Origin of the sequence: Pantoea sp. B270, from assembly GCF_018726825.1 — a bacterium.
In the GTDB taxonomy this organism is placed as follows: Bacteria; Pseudomonadota; Gammaproteobacteria; order Enterobacterales; family Enterobacteriaceae; genus Pantoea; species Pantoea dispersa.
Window position 1 is genome coordinate 104944 of the sequence record NZ_JAHCSX010000001.1, and the last position, 15662, is coordinate 120605.

Below are 15662 nucleotides of genomic sequence, written 5' to 3' on the forward strand. Positions count from 1 at the left end.
TTTATGCGTGCTTAACCCCTCTTCCAGCGGAAGAGGGGACCGAAGCGGGTCAGTGTTGGCTTAACTGACCGGCGTGACACACGATATCGTGCGCATGCAGCACGGCTGGCCGGTTTTCATTCAGTCGGATGGCGGCATAAATATCGATATGCAGATTTTGCGCTTCATCGTCAGCCGGTGCGCGATAACACAATCCTTCCTGATGAAAGGTACATTTCGACTGCGGCATCAGGGCAAAGCCTTTCCCTCTGGCAATGTGTGTCAGCATAACCAGTGAATCATCCGGCTCTTTAACTCTTTTAAGCGGGGTGTGGAGCTGTGAAAACAAGCGTTCACATTTATCGTAGATCGACGGATTTGCGCTTCTGGCAAACCAGAACAGCGGTAAATCACCGATCGCTTCCAGCGAGACTTTTTCTTTCAGGCTGGCCGGATGTCTGGCCGGCATTGCTACCAGCAACGGCTCACGACCGATCCACTGGTACTGCACGGTATCTTCGTGGCCGGTTGCCCTTTCGCCCGTCAGTACCAGGTCCAGGCGGTTTTTTGTCAGACACTGCAGCAACTGCGCAGACGTCAGATCGGGCGTTTCCACATCGTCGGCGGCGTCCAGTTTCAGCAGTTGCTGGTGAATGGGCGCAATCAGTGCAAAATTCAGCGTGCGGGTGAGGCCGATACGCAGGCGCTTTTCTGAAGAAAGCGAGCCAGGCTTGAGTTCATTCAGCGCCTGAAGGATCTTCTCCGCTTTGATTACCAGCGCCCGGCCAGCGTCCGTCAGACTAACGTCATGGGTGCTGCGGCTAAACAACGGCTGCTCCAGCACGGCTTCAAGGCGCTTAATCTGTCGGGTTAGCGGAGGCTGAGTCATTCTGAGCCGTTCGGCGGCCCGGCGAAAGTTCAGCTCGTGCGCAACCGCAAGAAAGCATTGAAGCTGTTTCACGCTGGGGAGATGGTTGCTGATAAGGTGCTCTGCCGTCGCCATAGAGTCCATCCGGGTAATCAAAGACGTTATTCTACCCCGCTAAAGATCAGCAGGATATGGGGTTAATCGGTCTGGACGCGCAGCAGGCTGGCGGCGCGACGTCAGAAAAAATAACCGGGCGTTACCCGGTTATGGCTTCAGGCATTAATGCTTTTCATCCCTTCCTGAGAATAGCGCTCGCCCCTGATCTCAATATGCTGGTGGATAGCGTTCAGTAAGGCGATATCTGCCTGCTCCAGCACGATATCGGCGGCCTGCGCATTTTCCGCCAGATAGCGGGTCTGTTTCGTTCCCGGAATGGGGATCAGCTTGTCGTACTGCGCCAGTAGCCAGGCCAGCGCAATCTGCCCCGGCGTGCAGCTGTACTTTTCAGCAAGCGGGTGCACCGCGTCAAGAAGCTGGGCGTTATGGTCGAGGCTGGATTGACTAAAGCGCGCATTATTTTTGCGGAAATCACCCTCAGCGAAGTCGCTGTTATGACGATACTTTCCGGTCAGAAACCCTCTGCCCAGCGGAGAGTAGGGAACTAAACCTATACCCAGCTCTTTCACCACCGGCAGAATCTCAGCTTCGATATCGCGCGTCCACAGTGAATATTCGGTTTGCAGGGCAGTGAGCGGGTGAATGGCATGGGCCCGGCGCAGGGTTGAAGCAGAAACCTCACACAGGCCAATGTGGTTGATCTTACCCGCTTTAACGAGGCGGCTCAGGCATTCCATGCTCTCTTCAATCGGCGTAACCTGGCTCACGCGGTGAAGATAGAACAGATCGATGCGCTCAACGCCAAGCCTTTTAAGCGATTCATTACAGCAGCGGGTGATGTAGTCGGGTTGGTTGTTAATCGTCCGGGCATAAGCCTGGTCCGCGGGGCGATCGATTCCGCACTTGGTGGCAATGTTAAACTGCTCACGCGTGGTGTTATCCAGACCGGCAAGAAAGTGGCCAATCAGCCGCTCATTATGGCCCCGCCCGTACATATCCGCGGTGTCGATAAACGTGATATTCAGGTCGAGAAGCGTGTGTAACAGCTGCAGTGAAGCGGTGTCGTCTGTCTGGCCATAAAATTCGCTCAGTCCCATGGCACCATAGCCGATCGAACTGACAGTCAGGGTTTGCGATAAATGTCGGGTGTGCATAGTGGTTCCTTTGGTGGTTTTTTTGATTGTTGCACCCCGATTACGCGTAATGAATTGTCATTTTCGTCATGCAAAAAAGGTATCACAGCAGCATGACCGGAGCGGTGCTGTGGTGGGATGGATTTATCACGTGGGGCAGAAAGAGGCGGGTACACAAAGGGCTCTGTGTACCCGCCTCCGTTGCCTGAAGGGCAGGGGCAATGCGTTTGTTACTCGCCGACCAGCATGGAATCCTGCGGTGCGCGCTCGCGCTGGGCTTTGGTAGCGAGGAAGTAAAGGTAGCCGAGCACCATGATCGCCACAAACAATCCGCCGATTACCGGGTTGAACCACAGCATCGCCACCAGACACACCAGCGACAGCACCAGTGCGATGCCCGGAACCAACGGATAGCCCGGCGCACGGAAGCTGCGCTCCAGGTCCGGTGCGCTGCGGCGCAGCTTAAACAGGCTCAGCATACTCATCAGGTACATCACGATCGCGCCGAACACCGCCATGGTGATCATCGCCGCCGTCAGCGTCATGCCCTGCAGATTGATCAGTCCGTCGCTGTAAATGGCGGCGATACCGATGACACCGCCGGCGATGATGGCGCGGTGCGGCGTCTGGAAGCGCGACAGCTTCGCCAGGCTGGGCGGCAGATAGCCCGCGCGCGCCAGGGCAAAGAACTGACGCGAGTAGCCAAGGATGATGCCGTGGAAGCTGGCGACCAGGCCAAACAGGCCGATCCACACCAGCATATGCATCCAGTTAGAGTGCTCGCCGACGATCATCTTCATCGCCTGCGGCAGCGGATCGTTGATGTCCGACAGCTTGCGCCAGTCGCCCGCGCCGCCGGCCAGCAGCATCACGCCAATCGCCAGCACCACCAGAGTAAGAATGCCGCTGATGTAGGCTTTCGGGATGGTGCGCTTCGGATCTTTGGCTTCTTCGGCCGCCATGGCCGCGCCTTCAATGGCGAGGAAAAACCAGATAGCGAACGGGATGGCGGCAAAGATGCCGGACAGCGCTGGCATGCCAAAATGATCGCTGCCGGCCCAGCCGTTGGCGGCGAAGTTAGCGACGCTGAAACCCGGCGATACCACGCCCATGAACACCAGCAGCTCCAGCACTGCCAGCACCGTCACCACCAGTTCGAACATCGCGGCCAGCTTCACGCCGAGAATATTCAGTGCCATAAACAACAGATAAGCCCCGACCGCCGCCGTTTTGGGGTTGAGATCGGGATACTGCACGTTGAGGTAGGCGCCAATCGCCATGGCGATGGCCGGCGGGGCGAACACGAATTCAATCAGCGTCGCCAGACCGGCAATCAGACCACCGGTTTCGCCAAATGCCCGACGGCTGTAAGCGAACGGCCCGCCAGCGTGCGGAATCGCCGTGGTCAGTTCGGTAAAGCTAAAAATAAAGCAGGTATAAAGCGTGGCGATCAGCGCGGTGGTGATCAGGAATCCCAGCGTCCCGGCCACGCCCCAGCCATAGCTCCAGCCGAAATACTCACCGGAAATCACCAGTCCAACCGCAATACCCCATAAATGCAGGGTGCCCAGCGTGGGTTTTAGTTTGCCTGTCATCTTCATCTCCCCGTCATGCTTGTTGTGCGGCGTTGGCACCGCGCTATTGTGGGTTTGCGCTACAGTGAAGGGATAATGCCGCTGCCCGGGACGGGAAAACTTGACGCCGGCGCAGTGAGTTTTGTCCTCTGCGGTCAACTCGCTGCCAGAAAAAGCGCGGGCTGTACGCTGCGGTCAACTTTTGCTGTTCTGCGGTCAGGCAGTCAGGACGACCTCATCCCATGCTGATAACACTGGTTTATAGAGACTGATGCTGGAGAGTGATGAATGAGCGCCAAACAAGCCGAATCCCTGACCGATGCCGAGATCACCCTGCTGGCGCAACGTGCGCTGGCCTGCTATCCCGCCGCGCTGCACGGTGAGCTGCAATTGTTGTGCCGTTCGGAGAACGCCACCTTTTTGCTGCGTGCTGGCGGCAAACGCTACGCGCTGCGCCTGCACCGGCCGGATTACCACAGCAAAGCGGATATTCTCAGTGAACTGATGTGGCTCGATGCGCTGCGCGAAACCGGCATCATGGTGCCGCAGGCGATTCCGGCGCGCGACGGTGAAAGCGTGCTGACGCTGACGCTGGCGGACGGCAGCTCGCGTCATGCGGTGCTGTTCCACTGGATTGACGGCGAGATGCCGACCACCGACGTCGATCCCAAAGCCTTTCAGCAGCTCGGGACCATCACCGCGCGCCTGCATCAGCACAGCCGCAGCTGGCAGAAACCCGAGGGTTTTCAGCGTATTATCTGGGATCATCACACCATGGTCAGCGAGCACAGCCACTGGGGGCGCTGGCAGGATGCGCCGCATCTCGATCCGACCGATCACGGCATTATCGCAGCGGCGGTGGAGCGCGCCGGGCAGGCGCTGGCGGAATTTGGTAAAGAGCGCGATCGCTACGGCCTGATCCACGCCGATCTGCGTCTGACCAATCTGCTGCTGCACAAAGGCGAAACCCGGGTGATCGACTTCGACGACTGCGGCATGGGCTGGTATCTGCACGATCTGGCGGCCGCGATCAGTTTCGTCGAGCACCATCCGCGTGCGGCGGAGTGGGTGGATAACTGGATCCTCGGCTATGAACGCGTGGCGCACATCAGCGATGCTGAGATGGCGCTGGTGCCGACGCTGCTGATCCAGCGTCGTATTCAGATGACGGCGTGGATGGGCACGCACGCCGATACCGAGATGGCGCTCAGCCTCGGGCCGCACTGGGCCAGCCATTCGGTGCGGCTGTGCCGTCGCTATCTTGAGAGCAGCCAGCTGCCGGTAGGCGCGTGACCTGCACCAGCAGAGGGCAGCGGCGTGCGCTGATGGCGTAATCTGGTGCCTGCGCATCAAGCGCGCCAGCCGTCACAGGCGCGCTGACAGGGACGCGGATCGCCGCCGGGAGCGCGCCAGCGGCGGCCAGGCGGTGCATTGCCTTGCACCACGCGACGCCGGGTGACGCTGGTATGAAAATTGCTGGATCCCTTCATTCTGTTATCCGCGCGATCCCTGAGAGGTTCCCATGCAATCACTCATCTCTGCTGCAGATGCCTTCAGCGCGTTTGCCACACCCGCCAGCAACCGTGGCGTTCTGGCCGCGGCGGCGACCGGTCTGAGCGCCTTCATTACGGATAAAGGCGGCGATGTCGATCGCATCTTTGGCATCAGCGGTATCGATTCCGAACTGCTGGCCAGCCCGACACTGAGCCTCGGGCTGGTGAACTATTGCCGCGTGATGGAAGAAGCGGCGCGCCACTCCGGCTTTGATAACTTCGGTTTGCATTACGGCAGGCAGTTCAAACCGCAGTCATTAGGGTTAATTGGCTACATCGGACTGTGCTCGCCGACGCTGGAGCAGGCGCTGCACAATGTAGTGAACGCGTTTCCCTGGCACCAGCACGATACGCTGACGCGGCTGGTGGACAAGGGCGACTGCTGGCGGCTCGATTATCAGGTGCGCCACGGGGCGATCCTGGCACGCCGTCAGGATGCGGAGCTGACGCTCGGCATGTTCCTCAACCTGATTCGCCACGTGGCGGGCAAAAACTGGGCGCCGCGCGAGGTGCACTTTGAACATCCGCGTCCGGAGCAGTGGCACGAGCACTGCAAAGTGTTTGATGCGCCGGTTTGGTTCGATCAGCCGTTTAACTCACTGCTGATCGCGAAACGCGACCTGCAGCGCGCCATGCCGGAGCAGGATGCGATGCTGCTTATGGTGATGCAGGATGCCATTCGCCGCCTCAACAGCAGCGCCAGCGTGCAGAGCGTGGTCGAACAGGCGCGTTCGCAGGTCAGCCTGACGCTCATTCAGGGCGAACCGGTACTGGAGGAGATCGCCGGCAAAATGGGGTTGTCGAGCTGGTCGCTGCAGCGACGCCTGCGCGAAGAGGGCATCAGCTTTAGCGCGCTGGTGGATAAGGTGCGCTGCGAAATGGCCACGCACTACCTGCAGCAAAGACAGCTGCCGATCTCGGAGATGGCGCTGCTGCTCGGCTATTCCGAGGTCAGCGCGTTTTCCCGCGCCTTCCGCCGCTGGTTCGGCATCAGCCCGCGCCAGTGGCGCCAGGATGGGCTGGTGAGTCAGGCCGGTGCGGCGCAAAGCCAAACCACGCTGGCTGGTCGCGCTGCGGCGGAGGCGGTAAGCCGCGCGACTGACCAATAAGCTGCCACGCGCGCAAACACAGCGCTTCGTCGCCCTGGGTTTGCGTCACCGCGTAGCGCCCACTGTTCTGCCACTCCAGGCGCACCCAGCACTGCTGTCCGGCATAGCGCGCCGCATCGTGAAACTGCTTATTGAGCTGCTGCTGCAGTGCTTCACTCCAGTGGCAGGCGGCGCTGTCAGCATCGCCCTGCGGCTGGCACTGATTGGCCAGGCTGGGGGCTGGCGCGGACACCTGCTGGCAGGCGCTGAGCCCCACCATCATTACTAACCCACCTGATAGTCTCGCTAATCTATTAATTAAATTCATTAATAAGCCTGCATTTTCGCTAAAGATTCCTGGCGCTGCTGCCGACAGTCTACAGACCGCAGCAGGGAATGCTATGGCATTACTCTGACTGTCGGCATAACCAGAATTTGCCGCCTGGTGGCGGTGTTATCCCTTCCTTTATTCATGGACCAGAAATGCAGAAGAAATATGCCTTTGCGGCACTCTCCTTGTTAAGCGCCGCGCTGCTCAGTGGCTGTGCCACCGAGTCGTCACGCGCTATCGACGCGCCTCAGGTTCGCGCCGCAAGCCAGCCGGCTTATCAGGGCGTGCGCAGCCCAATCGCGGTGGGACAGTTTGATAACCGTTCGTCATACATGAATGGGATTTTCTCCGACGGCGTTGATCGTCTGGGCAACCAATCCAAAACCATTCTGATTACGCATCTGCAGCAGACCAATCGCTTCAACGTGCTGGATCGCAGCAACCTGAAAGAGCTGCAGCAGGAAGCCGACTTCAAACACAGCCAGCAGAACATCAAGGGCGCTAACTACATCATCACCGGTGACATCACCGAGTTCGGGCGCAAAGAAGTGGGCGACCAGCAGCTGTGGGGCATCCTCGGGCGCGGTAAAAGCCAGATCGCTTACGCCAAAGTGAACCTGAATGTGGTGGATGTGGCCACTTCAGAAGTGGTGTACAGCGTGCAGGGCGCGGGTGAATACCAGCTGTCAGCGCGTGAGGTGATCGGCTTTGGCGGCACCGCCAGCTATGACTCTACCCTGAACGGCAAAGTGATGGATCTGGCGATCCGTGAAGCGGTCGACCACCTGGTGGATGGCATCAATAATGGCGCATGGCGCCCGGTGAAATAAGGATATTGACGATGAAATTACTGCAACTGAGCGCCGCGCTGATCGCGGCAGGCGTGCTGGCCGGCTGTGCGCCAAAAGGACCGGAGCCGATCTACTACTGGGGTGATTACCAGCAGCAGGTCTACAGCTATTACCAGAAAGACAGCGATCCGCAGAAGCAGATTGATGCGCTGAATCTGGATATCGAAAAGGCCAAAGCGGTGAACAAGCCGGTAGCACCGGGTCTGCACGCCCAGCTGGGCCTGCTGTACGCCAAAAACGGCAATACGGATAAAGCTTTCAGCCAGTTCGCCCTCGAGAAGCAGCTGTTTCCGGAATCGGCCCCGTACATGGACTTTCTGATGAAGAAAAAAGGAGTGAACCAATGAAAAAACTGATTGCCGTGTGCGGCGTATTCGCGGCGCTGCTGCTGACCGGCTGTGCCCAGAATAAGAAACCGTATGACTACAGCGCCTTCCGTGCCAGTAAGCCGGCATCAATTCTGGTGCTGCCTGCCGATAACCGTGCGCCGGATATCAACGCGTCGCACAGCTTCACCTCGCTGGTGACCCAGCCGCTGGCGGAAGCGGGTTACTACGTGTTCCCGGTGGCGGTGGTGGAAGAGACCTTCCAGCAAAACGGCCTGAGCAACGGGCATGAAATTCAGGCGGTGAGCACGAAGCGCTTGCATGACATCTTCAACGCAGACAGCGCACTGTACATTTCGATTACCGATTACGGCAGCAGCTATCTGGTGGTTGATTCGGTGACCACGGTCTCGGCCACTGCCCGTCTGGTCGATCTGCGCAGCGGTAAAGAGCTGTGGCAGGGCATGGCCACCGCCAATGATTCTGAGAACAGCAACAACAGCAACGGCGGCATCATTGGCATGCTGGTGTCGGCGGCGATCAAACAGATCGCCAGCAACGCGGGCGACAAAGCGCACACCATTGCTGGTGTCACCAGCGCACGTCTGTTAGCGCAGAACGAGCAGGGTGGTCTGCTGGCCGGTCCGCGCTACAAAGCGCCGGTTACGCGTTAATCTACCTGGCGCGGCGATCAGCTGATCGCCGCGCCATTTCACGCATCACTCGCCCGGCAGCTCCAGTTTACTGTAGCCGAGCCCGTTCATTTTACGCACCCGGATCTGCACCGGGATGCGCTCTTTCATCGCTTCCACGTGGCTGATCACGCCGATGGTTTTCCCGCTGGCGTTGAGGGCATCGAGCGCATCCAGCGCGGTATCCAGCGTTTCGGCATCCAGCGTGCCGAAGCCTTCGTCGAGAAACAGTGATTCAATGCGCGTTTTATGGCTGACCAAATCGGACAGCGCCAGCGCCAGCGCGAGGCTGACGAGGAAGCTCTCGCCGCCGGACAGCGTACGCGTGTCGCGCGTGGCATCGGCCTGCCAGGTATCCACCACTTCCAGCTCCAGCTCATCGCTGACGCGGCGCTGCAATAAATAGCGGCCGTGCAGGCGATCGAGCTGGCGGTTTGCCAGCCACACCAGATGATCGAGGGTTAAGCCCTGAGCAAAGCGGCGGAACTTGTCGCCTTTGGCCGACCCGATCAGATCGTTGAGGCGGCTCAGCTGTGCCAGTTCCGCTTCGTCAGCGGCGATCTGCGCCAGCAGCGTTTGCTGCTGCTGACGCTGCCGGGTATCGCTGTGCAGCTGCTGCTGCGCTTCACCCTGCTGGCGTGCGTTGTCACGCAGCGCCACGCGCAGCTGCTCGAGCCGGGCGGCGATGGAGCCAGCATCGGCATCACTGAGTGCGGCCGGGCGCTGCTGCTGGTGATCGCTTAGCCGCTGCGCCAGTCTGGCATGCAGCGCGGTGTGCTGCTGATGCTGCTGCTCCAGCGTTTGCAGCCGCTGGCGCAGCGTCTGCACCTCATCTTCCACCAGCAGCGCGGCGCGCAGGGCGCTTTCGTCAGCGAAATCACTGAGCAGCAATGCCTGCCGGAAGGCGCTTTCGGCGTCCGCTGCGCGCTGCGCCAGCGTCTGCTGCTGGCTGACAATCTGTTCATACTGACCTTTCAGGCCGTGCAGCTCGCTTTGCGCCTGCTGCCAGCGCTGCAGCTGTTGCGCCAGCGCCTGGTCATGCTGTTGCAGCGTGGCGTGCTGCTGCTGACGCGCGTCCGCCACGCGCCGGTCGCCAAACAGCTGCTGGCGCTGCTGCTGCTGGGCCTGCTGCTGCTGTTGCAGGTGGTTAAGGGCTTGCTGCAGGCTGGCGACCTGCTGCTGTTCACGCGCCAGAGCGTGCTGCAGGCTGCTGCCTTCCGTTTCGCTTTTCGCCAGCTGCGGCTGTAGCTCAGCAAGTAACCGCTCACTTTCCTGCCACTGCTGCCAGCGCTGCTCCAGCGTTTGCAGCCAGCCGGCGCGCTCGGGCGCTGCAGGCAGGCTAAGCTGATGGGCAGCCAGCTGCTGTTCCAGCTGCTGCAATTGCTGCTGCCATGCCTGACGTTCACCGCTGACGCGCTGATCGAGCTCATCCCGCTGCTGCCGGGCGCTGGCCAGCTGCTGCTGTGCCAGCTGTTGCTGCTGCTGATGTTGCTGCCAGCGCTGCTGCTGTTGCAGATGCGCGTCTTTGGCCTGCTGCAACGTGACGGCCGCCTGTTCACGCGCCTGCAACTGCTGCTGCTGGCGGGCTTCGAGCGCGTCCTGCTGCTGCTGCCAGGCGCTGAATTCTGCGTGCTGTTCAGCGCTGAAGGTAAGCGCCAGCTCACCGCACAGCGCCTGCCAGCGCTCGCGGGTAGTGGCGATCTGCTGGTCGAGATCGGCGATTTCCTGTTGCAGCGCCTGCTGTTGCTGCTGCGACAGTTTGAGCTGCTCGCCCCGCGCAGTGCCGGCTTCCCTGAGCTGCGCCACGTGCGTTTCCAGCGCCGCCTGCCGCTGCTGATTTTCATCCGGCTGTAACTGCTGGTAGCGGTCGATGGCCGGATGCTGGCAGGAGCCGCACAGCGGGCAGGGCTGTTCCGGCTGCAGCTTCGCCCGTTCATCGGCCAGCTGGATGATGGTGCGCTCCAGTTCACACAGGCGACGCACGTCCAGCAGCGTCTGATGCTCGCGCTTGTACTCCTCGCGCAGCTGCTGCAACGCCAGCGCTTCCTGCTCAGCATGCTGCTGTAACTGCTGCAGTTTAAGCTGGCGTTGCTGGCGCTGCGGCTGGAGCGTTTGCCACTGTGCCGCCAGCAGGCTGAGCTGCTGACGTACGCCGCGCTGCTGCTGATGCTGCGCCAGCGCCGTCCGCAACGCCGGGCTGGCGATCTCCGCCTCCAGCGAAGTAAGCACCTGCTCCGCCTGCTGGCGCTGCTGCTGTGCCGTGGCTTCCGCCTGTTGCAGCGGCTGTGCCGCCTGTTCGCGCGCCTGCAGCGCCTGCTGCTGCTGTTCCAGCTGGCTTTGCAGTTGTTGCTGCTGCGCGCTGAGCTGCGTCAGCGTTTGCTCACGCTCTTCAAGCCGGGCGAGTTCGGCCTGCCAGCGCGCCAGTTCGCCGCCCCAGCGGGCGACAGCGGCTTCACTCAGGCGAAACGCCTGCTGCTGCGCCAGCTGCTGTTGTAAGCGTTCACTTGCCTGCTGATGCTGATCCAGCGCCTGCTGGCTGAGTAACAGCGTTTTTTGCTGTTCGCTCAGCAGCGCCTGCTGCTGCTCAAGCTGCTGTGCACGGCTGGCGATCTGCTGATCGAGCGGGATCACCTGTTCGCTCAGCAGCGTCTCCAGCTGTTGCTGTTCGGCCAGCGCGCGTTCACGTGCCTGCTGTGCGGCCTGATAGTGGCTTTCACCCTGCTGCAGCGCCGCTTGCGCCTGTTGCTGTTGCTGCTGTAACTGCTGCGCCTGCTGGTTCAGTGTCTGCTGGTCGCGCTGCAGCTGTTCGCGCTGCTGCAGTTTGTCGCGCAGCTTCTCCGCCGGTTCAGCACGCGCCAGCCGCTGGCGATCGCCTTCCGCCTGCTGCCAGGCCGTGGCGGCAGCCTGCAACGCCTGCTGCGCCTGCTGTTGCTCCGCGTTGAGCTGCTGCTGCTGCGTCAGCCACTGCTGCTGCTGCTGGGCCTGCGCCAGCTGCTCGCTCAGATCCTGTTCGGTGCGGGTCAACTGCTCCAGCTGCTGCGCCAGTTCGGCGCGGCGGGCGTCGTCGAGCAACTGCACCGCACCGGCGCGGGCGCGCAGCGTGTCGAGTGCCGCGCGCGCCGTGCGCCAGCGCTCGTAGATCTGCATCGAGATGTGGCCGTAGATTTCGGTGCCGGTCAGCTCCTCCAGCAGCTCGGCGCGCTCGCCGGGTTTGGCATTGAGGAAGGCGGCAAACTGCCCCTGCGACAGCATCATCGAACGGGTGAAGCGGGCAAAATCGAGACCGGACAAGGTTTCGATGGCTTTGAGCTTGTCACCGACTTTATCGGCGACGATCTGGTTGTCCGCCACGCGCGCCAGTTCGACGCGCGGCGCCTGCAGTTTACCTTCCGCCAGGCCGCGCGCGCGGTTCTGGCTCCAGAAGGCGCGCCAGGCTTCACCTTTGATCTCAAACTCCACTTCGGCGAGGCACTCAGCAGTGTCACGCGTCATCAGCTGATTTTCGCTCTGCGACAGGCCACCAAGGCGCGGCGTCTGGTGATAGAGCGCCAGACAGATGGCATCCAGCAGCGTGGTTTTACCCGCGCCGGTGGCGCCGGTAATGGCGAACAGCCCGTTGCTGGCAAACGGCTCGCGGCGGAAATCGATAAACCACTCGCCGCGCAGCGCGTTGAGGTTTTTAAAACGCAGCGTCAGAATTTTCATGCGCCCGGATCCTCCAGCGTCGCCAGCGTGCTGCGAAACAGCTGCGTTAACTGCGCGCGCTGTTCATCCTCCAGCTGCTCCTCCAGCGCCAGCCGGCGGGCAAACACCTCTTCAACTTTCAGTTCGCTCAGGGTTTCGTTCTCCAGCCGTGCCAGACTGCGCTGACGCTGATCGCGGCTGCGGCGCACCAGCAGCACCTCAACCGGCAGCGCCTCGGTTAGCTGTTCGATGCGGCGCTGCAGATCGCTCAGGTACTCCTGAGTGGTGATTTCGATATCCAGCCACACCGGCAGATCGCCTTCATAGGTGTGAAACGCGGTCAGTTGCTGTTCGATCTCCGCCATGGCGCCTTTTAACATCTGCATCGGCTGGAATGACGGAATAACCAGCGGTGTGACGGACTCCAGCCGGGTGCTAAATTCCAGCAGGAATACGCTTTTCTCACGCCCCAGCTCATCAAAACTGAGCGCAATCGGCGAACCGCTGTAGCGGATGTGATCGCTGTCGGCGATGCGCTGCGCACGATGGATGTGGCCCAGCGCAATGTAGTCGGCTGGCGGGAAGGCCTGCGCCGGAAATGCGTCCAGCGTGCCGATGTAGATATCACGCACTGAATCGCTCTTGCTGACGCCCACGGTGGTGAGATGCCCGGTGGCGATGATCGGCAGCGCACTGCCCATGGCTTCGCGCTGCGCCACGGCGGCGGCATAACAGTGCTGATAGTGCTGCTCAATCGCCTGCAGCAGTGACAGCTGCTTATCGCGACCGGACTGACCCGCCTGGCTGCGCAGGATGTCGCGCGGACGCAGATAGGGGATGGCGCACAGCAGCGCCCCCGGCGTGCCGTCGCGCTGTTGCAGCGTCAGCACCTGCTGCTCGCCGCCGGGCGTGGCGCTGGTAATGACGCGGGTATTGAGGCAGGCCAGCAGCTCGCGCGATTCATTCAGCGTGGCGACCGAATCATGGTTGCCGGCCAGCACAATCAGCTGGCAGCCGCTGGGCTGCAGCGCCACCACGAAACGGTTAAACAGTTCGCGCGCGTAGCTGGGCGGCGAACCGGTATCAAACAGGTCGCCAGCGACGATCAGCGCATCCACCTGATGCTGCACAATCGCGGCCAGCAGCCAGTCGAGGAATTGCTGGTGCTCGGCGGCGCGGCTTTTGCTGTAAAAGAACTGACCGAGATGCCAGTCAGCGGTGTGAATAATGCGCATGAATGCTCCGTGCCTGCTATCGCAAAGCGGCAGTATAACCGCTTAACAACGCAATGAAAAAAAAGCGAAACCGGTTGTCACAATTGCGCTTTTTATCTGATTATCATGGGGTGGGTTTTTCATAAAAGTGTCACAAAACTGACGCATAATGGCGCCGCAAACCCCCGTGACATGCCGTCACAATCGCAGGAGTAATAATGGCTAAGCGCATTTTGGTTGTGGAAGACGAAGCTCCCATCCGTGAAATGTTATGTTTCGTGCTGGAACAAAACGATTATCAGCCGATCGAGGCTGAGGACTATGACAGCGCGATTGGCAAGCTGATCGAACCCTGGCCCGATCTGATTCTGCTGGACTGGATGTTACCCGGCGGCAGCGGCATTCAGTTCATCAAACATTTAAAGCGTGAAGCCATGACGCGTGATATTCCGGTGATGATGCTGACGGCGCGCGGTGAAGAGGAAGATCGCGTGCGCGGGCTGGAAGTGGGCGCCGATGATTACATCACCAAGCCGTTCTCGCCCAAAGAGCTGATGGCGCGCATTAAAGCCGTGATGCGCCGCATCTCACCGATGGCGGTGGAAGAGGTGATTGAGATGCAGGGGCTGAGCCTCGATCCCTCCTCGCATCGCGTGATGTCCGAAACCACGCCGCTGGAAATGGGACCGACCGAATACAAACTGCTGCACTTCTTTATGACGCATCCGGAGCGCGTATACAGCCGCGAACAGCTGCTGAATCACGTGTGGGGCACTAACGTGTATGTGGAAGACCGCACCGTGGATGTGCATATCCGTCGTTTACGTAAAGCACTGGAAGTTTCCGGCCACGATCGCATGGTACAAACCGTTCGCGGAACAGGGTATCGTTTCTCTGCCCGCTACTAAACGGAGTCTTTTACCGTGCTGGAACGACTCTCCTGGAAGAGATTACTGACCGAGCTGGCGCTGGTGTGTCTGCCTGCGCTGGTGCTGGGTCTGCTGGTTGGCTATCTGCCGTGGTGGCTGTTACTGGCCGTGTGCGGCGTGCTGTTCTGGCACTTCAAAAATCTGATGCGGCTGTCGCACTGGCTGTGGATTGATCGTTCAATGACGCCGCCCACCGGGCGCGGCAGCTGGGAACCGCTGTTTTACGGCCTGTATCAAATGCAGTTGCGCAATCGCCGCCGCCGGCGCGAGCTGGGCAATCTGATCAAACGCTTTCGCAGCGGGGCCGAATCGCTGCCGGACGCGGTGGTGCTCACCACCGAAGAGGGCACCATTTTCTGGTGTAACGGTCTGGCCCAGCAGCATCTCGGGCTGCGCTGGCCGGAAGATAACGGCCAGAATATCCTCAACCTGCTGCGCTACCCTGAATTCTCCCGCTATATCCGCCAGCGCGACTTCAACAAGCCGCTGACGCTGGTGCTGAATAATCAGCATCACATGGAATTCCGCGTCATGCCTTACAGCGAAGGTCAGTGGCTGATGGTGGCGCGTGACGTCACCCAGATGCACCAGCTGGAAGGAGCGCGGCGTAACTTCTTCGCCAACGTCAGCCATGAACTGCGTACCCCGCTGACGGTGCTGCAGGGCTATCTGGAGATGATGGACGATGTCGGGATGAACGAGCGCACCCGCAGCAAGGCGCTCAGTACCATGCAGGAGCAGACGCGACGCATGGACAGCCTGGTGAAGCAGCTGCTGACGCTGTCACGCATCGAAGCGGCCCCCGCCATTGATCTGAAAGAGACGGTGGATGTGCCGACCATGCTGCTGCTGTTGCAGCGCGAGGCGGAAACCCTTAGCCAGGGCCGTCACAGCATCCATTTCCATACCGATCCACACCTGAAGGTGTTCGGCAATGATGAACAGCTGCGCAGCGCGATTTCCAATCTGGTGTATAACGCGGTGAACCACACGCCGGATGGCACGCGCATCGACATCAGCTGGTTGCGCACCAAACAGGGCGCCGAATTTAAAGTGTGCGACAACGGGCCCGGCATCAGCGAGGATCATCTGCCGCGCCTGACCGAACGCTTCTACCGCGTGGATAAAGCGCGCTCGCGCGCCACCGGCGGCAGCGGGCTGGGGCTGGCCATTGTTAAGCACGCGCTCGGCCACCACACCACGCGGCTGGAGATCAGCAGCGTGCCGCATCAGGAAACCTGCTTCCGCTTCGTGCTGCCACCGCGCTTGATTGTGGCGAACGGAATCCGCGAGAATGTGGCGCAGTAAACGCCACCGGACTCT

The 15662-nt window shown here is 60.5% G+C and carries 14 protein-coding genes; 7 read left to right on the forward strand and 7 right to left on the reverse strand.

What is annotated here, in order from left to right:
• Positions 1-49: 49 nt before the first annotated feature.
• The 3 genes from KOL70_RS00505 to eat all read right to left on the reverse strand — a co-directional run bounded on the left by KOL70_RS00505 (position 50) and on the right by eat (position 3692).
• The gene (locus KOL70_RS00505) at positions 50-982 is read right to left on the reverse strand and encodes a LysR family transcriptional regulator (protein ID WP_215480062.1); all 933 of its coding nucleotides are present in this window, start codon (positions 980-982) and stop codon (positions 50-52) included.
• 137 nt (positions 983-1119) lie between these two features.
• Positions 1120-2118, reverse strand: a complete 999-nt coding sequence (locus KOL70_RS00510; protein ID WP_215480063.1) for an aldo/keto reductase — start codon at positions 2116-2118, stop codon at positions 1120-1122.
• Between the two features lie 209 nt (positions 2119-2327).
• Positions 2328-3692, reverse strand: coding sequence for an ethanolamine permease (gene eat, locus KOL70_RS00515; protein ID WP_058758051.1), 1365 nt, complete (start codon positions 3690-3692; stop codon positions 2328-2330).
• A 267-nt stretch (positions 3693-3959) separates the two neighbouring features.
• Here eat and KOL70_RS00520 point away from each other — a divergent pair, with 267 nt between their 5' ends.
• A complete protein-coding gene (locus tag KOL70_RS00520) occupies positions 3960-4964 on the forward strand; it encodes a phosphotransferase enzyme family protein (RefSeq protein WP_215480064.1) in 1005 nt (334 codons plus the stop codon).
• A gap of 56 nt (positions 4965-5020) precedes the next feature.
• Here KOL70_RS00520 and KOL70_RS00525 read toward each other — a convergent pair whose 3' ends face one another.
• Complete coding sequence (locus KOL70_RS00525; protein WP_215480065.1) at positions 5021-5161, reverse strand: hypothetical protein; 141 nt, start codon at positions 5159-5161, stop codon at positions 5021-5023.
• Between the two features lie 32 nt (positions 5162-5193).
• On the opposite strand from KOL70_RS00525, the gene KOL70_RS00530 reads away from it, so the two are divergent.
• A complete protein-coding gene (locus KOL70_RS00530; protein ID WP_058757980.1) occupies positions 5194-6333 on the forward strand; it encodes an AraC family transcriptional regulator in 1140 nt (379 codons plus the stop codon).
• Here KOL70_RS00530 and KOL70_RS00535 read toward each other — a convergent pair.
• Complete coding sequence (locus KOL70_RS00535; protein WP_254185826.1) at positions 6215-6595, reverse strand: cell envelope integrity TolA C-terminal domain-containing protein; 381 nt, start codon at positions 6593-6595, stop codon at positions 6215-6217. The genes KOL70_RS00530 and KOL70_RS00535 overlap by 119 nt on opposite strands.
• A gap of 200 nt (positions 6596-6795) precedes the next feature.
• Here KOL70_RS00535 and KOL70_RS00540 point away from each other — a divergent pair, with 200 nt between their 5' ends.
• From KOL70_RS00540 to KOL70_RS00550, 3 genes are read left to right on the forward strand one after another with little or no spacing between them, the layout of a single operon-like run.
• Positions 6796-7473 (forward strand): CsgG/HfaB family protein, encoded by a 678-nt coding sequence (locus KOL70_RS00540; RefSeq protein ID WP_215480067.1) that lies wholly within the window; start codon positions 6796-6798, stop codon positions 7471-7473.
• 11 nt (positions 7474-7484) lie between these two features.
• Positions 7485-7841 carry a DUF4810 domain-containing protein gene (locus KOL70_RS00545; protein ID WP_021507139.1) on the forward strand — a complete coding sequence of 119 codons (357 nt, stop codon included), beginning with the start codon at positions 7485-7487 and terminating at the stop codon, positions 7839-7841.
• The gene (locus KOL70_RS00550; RefSeq protein ID WP_021507140.1) at positions 7838-8494 is read left to right on the forward strand and encodes a DUF799 domain-containing protein; all 657 of its coding nucleotides are present in this window, start codon (positions 7838-7840) and stop codon (positions 8492-8494) included. Before KOL70_RS00545 ends, KOL70_RS00550 begins: the two co-directional genes overlap by 4 nt.
• Positions 8495-8539: 45 nt before the next feature.
• Here the strand turns inward: KOL70_RS00550 and KOL70_RS00555 are convergent, their stop codons facing one another.
• Both KOL70_RS00555 and sbcD read right to left on the reverse strand, forming a co-directional pair.
• Entirely contained in the window at positions 8540-12217 is a 3678-nt protein-coding gene (locus KOL70_RS00555) for an AAA family ATPase (protein WP_215480068.1), read from the reverse strand.
• Positions 12214-13431 (reverse strand): exonuclease subunit SbcD, encoded by a 1218-nt coding sequence (gene sbcD / locus KOL70_RS00560; RefSeq protein WP_215480069.1) that lies wholly within the window; start codon positions 13429-13431, stop codon positions 12214-12216. Before sbcD ends, KOL70_RS00555 begins: the two co-directional genes overlap by 4 nt.
• Positions 13432-13628: 197 nt before the next feature.
• Between sbcD and phoB the strand changes: the two genes are divergently transcribed.
• Both phoB and phoR read left to right on the forward strand, forming a co-directional pair.
• The gene (gene phoB, locus KOL70_RS00565) at positions 13629-14318 is read left to right on the forward strand and encodes a phosphate response regulator transcription factor PhoB (RefSeq protein ID WP_021507143.1); all 690 of its coding nucleotides are present in this window, start codon (positions 13629-13631) and stop codon (positions 14316-14318) included.
• 15 nt (positions 14319-14333) lie between these two features.
• The gene (gene phoR / locus KOL70_RS00570) at positions 14334-15647 is read left to right on the forward strand and encodes a phosphate regulon sensor histidine kinase PhoR (protein ID WP_215480070.1); all 1314 of its coding nucleotides are present in this window, start codon (positions 14334-14336) and stop codon (positions 15645-15647) included.
• Positions 15648-15662: the final 15 nt, after the last annotated feature.

Coding starts and splice junctions, on each gene's coding strand:
- KOL70_RS00505 (WP_215480062.1), bottom strand. CDS start 982: ATGGCGACGGCAGAGCACCTTATCAGCAACCATCTCCCCAGCGTGAAA.
- KOL70_RS00510 (WP_215480063.1), bottom strand. CDS start 2,118: ATGCACACCCGACATTTATCGCAAACCCTGACTGTCAGTTCGATCGGC.
- eat (WP_058758051.1), bottom strand. CDS start 3,692: ATGACAGGCAAACTAAAACCCACGCTGGGCACCCTGCATTTATGGGGT.
- KOL70_RS00520 (WP_215480064.1), top strand. CDS start 3,960: ATGAGCGCCAAACAAGCCGAATCCCTGACCGATGCCGAGATCACCCTG.
- KOL70_RS00525 (WP_215480065.1), bottom strand. CDS start 5,161: ATGAAGGGATCCAGCAATTTTCATACCAGCGTCACCCGGCGTCGCGTG.
- KOL70_RS00530 (WP_058757980.1), top strand. CDS start 5,194: ATGCAATCACTCATCTCTGCTGCAGATGCCTTCAGCGCGTTTGCCACA.
- KOL70_RS00535 (WP_254185826.1), bottom strand. CDS start 6,595: ATGATGGTGGGGCTCAGCGCCTGCCAGCAGGTGTCCGCGCCAGCCCCC.
- KOL70_RS00540 (WP_215480067.1), top strand. CDS start 6,796: ATGCAGAAGAAATATGCCTTTGCGGCACTCTCCTTGTTAAGCGCCGCG.
- KOL70_RS00545 (WP_021507139.1), top strand. CDS start 7,485: ATGAAATTACTGCAACTGAGCGCCGCGCTGATCGCGGCAGGCGTGCTG.
- KOL70_RS00550 (WP_021507140.1), top strand. CDS start 7,838: ATGAAAAAACTGATTGCCGTGTGCGGCGTATTCGCGGCGCTGCTGCTG.
- KOL70_RS00555 (WP_215480068.1), bottom strand. CDS start 12,217: ATGAAAATTCTGACGCTGCGTTTTAAAAACCTCAACGCGCTGCGCGGC.
- sbcD (WP_215480069.1), bottom strand. CDS start 13,431: ATGCGCATTATTCACACCGCTGACTGGCATCTCGGTCAGTTCTTTTAC.
- phoB (WP_021507143.1), top strand. CDS start 13,629: ATGGCTAAGCGCATTTTGGTTGTGGAAGACGAAGCTCCCATCCGTGAA.